Source organism: uncultured Campylobacter sp. (assembly GCF_938030785.1).
Lineage (GTDB): Bacteria > Campylobacterota > Campylobacteria > Campylobacterales > Campylobacteraceae > Campylobacter_B.
In genome coordinates, this window is sequence record NZ_CALHIK010000117.1 from 1 (window position 1) to 4,545 (window position 4,545).

Genomic DNA, 4,545 nt, shown 5'->3' on the forward strand with positions numbered 1-4,545 from the left:
AGCGCGCCCTTTTCGTTCACTAACAAGACGGTGCCGAGCTTTCCGTGCGTCATAACGTCGATAGCTTGTTTTAAGCTGGCGTTACGCTTTGCAACTGGCAAATTTTTACTTTGCATCACGTCTTTTACTTTGACGAAAAGCCGCTTGCCGAGGCTGCCACCCGGGTGAAAATTTGCAAAATCTTCTTTGCCAAATCTGCGCTGCCTCATCAAACAGATCGCTAACGCATCGCCCAAACCGAGCGTTAGCGTCGTAGAAACCGTAGGCGCGGCGCCGAGCGGGCAGGCCTCTTTGACGATGCTAAGGCTTATGAACTCGTCGCAAACCTTGCCGAGCGAACTATTTTTATCGCGCGCCATCGCGATGATCTTCACGCCGAAGCGTTTGAGGTGTGGCAGAATTCTAACCAACTCCTCGCTCTCGCCGCTAAAACTGATCGCAAGCACCATGTCGTCCTTGCCAATCATACCCAGATCGCCGTGCAGCGCCTCCGTAGGATGGACGAAAAACGACGGCGTGCCGGTACTGGCAAGCGTCGCAGCGATCTTAACGCCTATATGGCCGCTCTTACCCACGCCGGTGACGATTACCTTGCCCTTGCAAGCAAGGATCAAGTTTACGGCTCGCTCAATTTCGCTGCCGATAAGATCCGCGTGCCGCAAAAGCTCCGCTCCTTCGAGCCTCAGCACCTCTCGTGCCGTATCTAAAATTTCACTCATTAAACCTTCTTTTTAAAATTTGCTTTCATTTTACGCCTCTTTGCGCCGCGCCTAAATTTGCGCTGGCCGAAATTTCACGCCTTTAAAATTTACGCCATAAATTCTAATCTACAAAATCACGCGCCGCCCTACCCGATCGCCGCGGCCTTGCTAGACACGCTTTTTAAATTTTACTTTACGCCAAAATTGCGCTCGAAATTTTACTCGCCGCTTTAAAATTCCGCGCCGCAAAACTCGCTCATATCGCAAAATTTCACGCCCGAGAACTCACCCGCGCCATAAAATTTCACCACCCGCCGCAGATCAAAGCCCTCTTGTTCGCTAAATTTAGCGCGCTTACATTAAATAAATCACCGGCACGATGGTCGGATATTTTTTGATCTTTCTAAAGATATGCTTGCGCACAGCCTGGCGGATCTTACCCTCCAGTGCCCAGTGATCGAGCAAAAACTCATCTTTTAAATTTGCCAAAAACTGCTCGATGATGCCCTGCATCTCTTTGGTAAAGTGCGCCGTTTGGTTCTCGGCAACGAGCCCGTAGGTGATGACGCGCGTCTGAATGAGCCTCTTTTCGTTTTTGTCGATCTGTGCGATGATGACCGCGACGCCCGCATCGGCTAAATTTTGGCGGTGTTTGACGATCTCGTCGGAGATCTGCTTGTTAATCTGGTTATCGATAAAAACCTTGCCCGTCTTGACGGTCTTGACGCGCTTTAGGTATTTTTCGCAAACCTCCATCTGATCGCCGTCGTTCATCAGATAGATATTTTTCTCCTCTATGCCGCACTCCATCGCAGTCTCTTTGTGCTTTACGATGTGGTTGTACTCACCGTGTACGGGCAGGAAAAATTTCGGTTTTATTAGGCGCAGCATGAGCTTTTGCTCCTCGATCGAGGCGTGCCCGCTTACGTGTATCTCGCTGAAGTCCTGATACGCGACCTTTGCGCCGCTTTTTAGCAGGTAATTAAGCACGGTCGAGACGCTGCTTTCGTTGCCGGGGATCGCCTTGGCGCTGATGATTACCTGATCGGTGGATTTGATCTTGATATATTTGTGCTCGTCCGTCGCCATACGGTACAGCGCACTCATCGTCTCGCCCTGCGAGCCGGTGGTTACGATCAAAACCTCATTGTCGGGATATTTTGAGACTTGATCGGCATCGACGAAGATCTTTTTGTCTAAATTTACATATCCAAGCTCCATCGCGGTAAATAAATTCCGCTCCATGCTTCGTCCGATGACGCAGACCTTGCGGCCGTGTTTTACGCCGCGCTCGATAGCCTGATAGACACGGTGGATGTTTGAGCTGAAGGTACTCATTATCACGCGCCCCTTACAGCTTGAAAATATCGTATCAAAGGTCCTGCCTACCGAGTTTTCGGACTTTGTAATCCCCTCTTTGTGCGAGTTTGTGCTATCGCTCATCAAAAGTATAACGCCCTCATCGCCGTAATGCGCCAGACGGTTCAGATCGGTCGGGTAGCCGTCAATCGGCGTGTGATCAATCTTAAAATCGCCCGTGTGGATGATAGTGCCCGCCTTCGTCGTGATCGCAAGCGCGCTTGCATCGATAATCGAGTGCGTTATGTGAATAAACTCGACCTCGAAATCGCCGATCTGATAGAGCTGGCGCTTCTGCACGGGGCGGAAGTAGCTACGCTCGGCTTTAAGGCCGTGCTCTTCAAATTTATTGCTTATCATCCCCAAAGGAAGCGGCGTAGCGTAGATCGGAAATTGAAATTCTTTGAAAAAATACGGCATCGCGCCGATATGATCCTCGTGCGCGTGGGTGATGAGGATGCCTTTGATCTTATTTTTTATCTTGCGGACATAATCGAAATCGGGGATCAAAATATCCACTCCGAGCATGCTCTCCTCGGGAAAGCTCATGCCCACATCGACGATGATCGCGCTCGTGTTGGTCTCAAACACGGTCATATTCGCGCCGATCTCGCCTAGCCCGCCAAGCGGTGTGATACGTATCGTATCGTCGCTGCGATTAGCATTTTTAAGCGGATGCAGGCGCTCCTCGTGGATCAGCTTGTTTTGCGCGATCGCATCATCCATCGCCTTCTGCCACGGCTCGTTGCCCGTGAGGCTCTTTGGCATATTTGAGCGCTTTTTATGCTTTTTCTTTTTCTGCGAGTCCGAAGAGTTCGTATCGTCTGAGGCGTTAGAATTTGCGCCTTTTGCGTTATTACCGCCCGGTTTCGCGGCACCGTTTAAATTTGCACCGCCCGCACCGTTTGAATGCGCGGCGTTTAAACCGCTATTTGACGCGCCACCCACAGAATTCGATCCGTTGTGAGAGCTGTTTTTTGAACCTTTTGAACGAGCGGAATTTTGCCCGTTTTTCGCGCCTTTATTTTTGCGGGAGCCGTTTTCATGCTCGCCGCCGAATTCCGCGCCGCCCGCAGAGCCCTCACTCGCGATAGATTTTTTTAGATTTTCCTTGCGTTTTTTGTAGCGATTGCTTTTTTTGAGTCGTTCGACGCCGTTTTCATTTCTATTTTCTTCCATCTTTTACCTTTAAATTTCTAAAAATTTCTAAAAAAAGGGTGGAATTTAACTCGTGCGCCCGAACCGTGGGCGGAATTTTCAAATTTAAAAAGATCTCTTCGGCTAAGCCTCTATCAAATTTTGCGCTTAAATTTTTAATAAGCGTTTTTCGCGGCGCGCTGAAAGATACGCGCAAAAAGCTTTTAAATTTCTCGTATTCATCGAGACTTTGGAAGCGGGCGCAACTTTTTACGCCGAGACTCTCCGCGCTTTCTTCGACACCGGGTTTGAAATTTTTGCCTTTTACGAGCCTGATCACCGACGAAGTTACCTTCGGCGCAGGCTCGAAGCAGCCAGGCTCAACGTCGAATAGAAGCTCGCAACCGCCCGCGAGATCGGCTAGGATCGAAAGAGCGCTAAAATCGCTCTGCCCGGCTCTAGCGCAGAATTTTAAAGCGACCTCCTTTTGGACCATCACCAAAAATCCACTGCATAGCTCATCGTCGATCGCTTGCAAAATCATCTTCGTAGCGACGTAGTAGGGCAAATTTGCGACTAAAAAATACTCGCCGCGCTCAAGACCCTGCTGCTGCCAAATCCGTAAAGCATCGCCCAAAACGAGCTCAAGCTCGCCGCTAGCGATCTGCTGCGCAAATTTAGCACTTAAAATTTGATATAAATCTTCATCTATCTCGAAACTTTTTAATCTGTAAAATTCCAAAAGCTTGCGAGTTAAATCACCTAAGCCAGCCCCGATTTCAACGACATTTTGCATGTTCTCGGGAATCGCTTGGATGATCTTGCTTAAAACGGCTTCGTCTTTTAAAAAATTTTGCCCGAACTCTTTTTTCGCCCTAATCATCGCGAGAGTCTAGCCAAATTTTACTTATAAAGTCATTATGTTAAGTAAAATTTGGCTAAAATCATAAAAAATTTTATTCCGAAGGGCTGCTTTGAATAGATTTGCAAAACGCATAATCCCATGCCTAGACGTCAAAGACGGACGCGTGGTAAAGGGCGTAAATTTCGTAGGTCTCGTAGACGCGGGCGATCCGGTCGAGATAGCCAAACGCTACAACGAGGAGGGCGCGGACGAGCTGTGCTTCCTTGACATCACGGCGTCACATCTGGGGCGCGATACGATCGTGGATGTCGTAGAGCGGGTAGCGCGCGAGCTTTTTATCCCGCTGACCGTGGGCGGCGGCATCCGCACGCTAGATGACATCTCGCGCCTGCTAAACGTCGGCTGCGACAAGATCAGCCTCAACTCTGCCGCGATAAAAAATCCAAATTTGATAGACGAAGCGGCGAATAAATTCGGCTCGCA

4 protein-coding genes are annotated in these 4,545 nt (G+C 49.3%); 1 reads left to right on the forward strand and 3 read right to left on the reverse strand.

The features are described from left to right. The 3 genes from Q0438_RS06600 to rsmA all read right to left on the reverse strand — a co-directional run. On the reverse strand, positions 1 to 719 hold a 719-nt coding region (locus Q0438_RS06600; RefSeq protein WP_299189086.1), incomplete at its 3' end, for a KpsF/GutQ family sugar-phosphate isomerase. 336 nt (positions 720 to 1,055) lie between these two features. Beyond that, positions 1,056 to 3,239, reverse strand: coding sequence for a ribonuclease J (locus tag Q0438_RS06605; RefSeq protein WP_299189094.1), 2,184 nt, complete (start codon positions 3,237 to 3,239; stop codon positions 1,056 to 1,058). Next, positions 3,226 to 4,080 carry a 16S rRNA (adenine(1518)-N(6)/adenine(1519)-N(6))-dimethyltransferase RsmA gene (gene rsmA, locus Q0438_RS06610; protein ID WP_299189097.1) on the reverse strand — a complete coding sequence of 285 codons (855 nt, stop codon included), beginning with the start codon at positions 4,078 to 4,080 and terminating at the stop codon, positions 3,226 to 3,228. The genes Q0438_RS06605 and rsmA overlap by 14 nt, the downstream gene beginning before the upstream one ends. Positions 4,081 to 4,171: 91 nt before the next feature. On the opposite strand from rsmA, the gene hisF reads away from it, so the two are divergent. After that, positions 4,172 to 4,545: HisA/HisF-related TIM barrel protein (gene hisF / locus Q0438_RS06615; RefSeq protein ID WP_299189100.1), on the forward strand; the 374-nt coding region annotated here is incomplete at its 3' end.

Bases quoted from the DNA above. Each gene is read 5' to 3' on its own strand.
- Q0438_RS06605 (WP_299189094.1), bottom strand. From the start codon at position 3,239: ATGGAAGAAAATAGAAATGAAAACGGCGTCGAACGACTCAAAAAAAGC.
- rsmA (WP_299189097.1), bottom strand. From the start codon at position 4,080: ATGATTAGGGCGAAAAAAGAGTTCGGGCAAAATTTTTTAAAAGACGAA.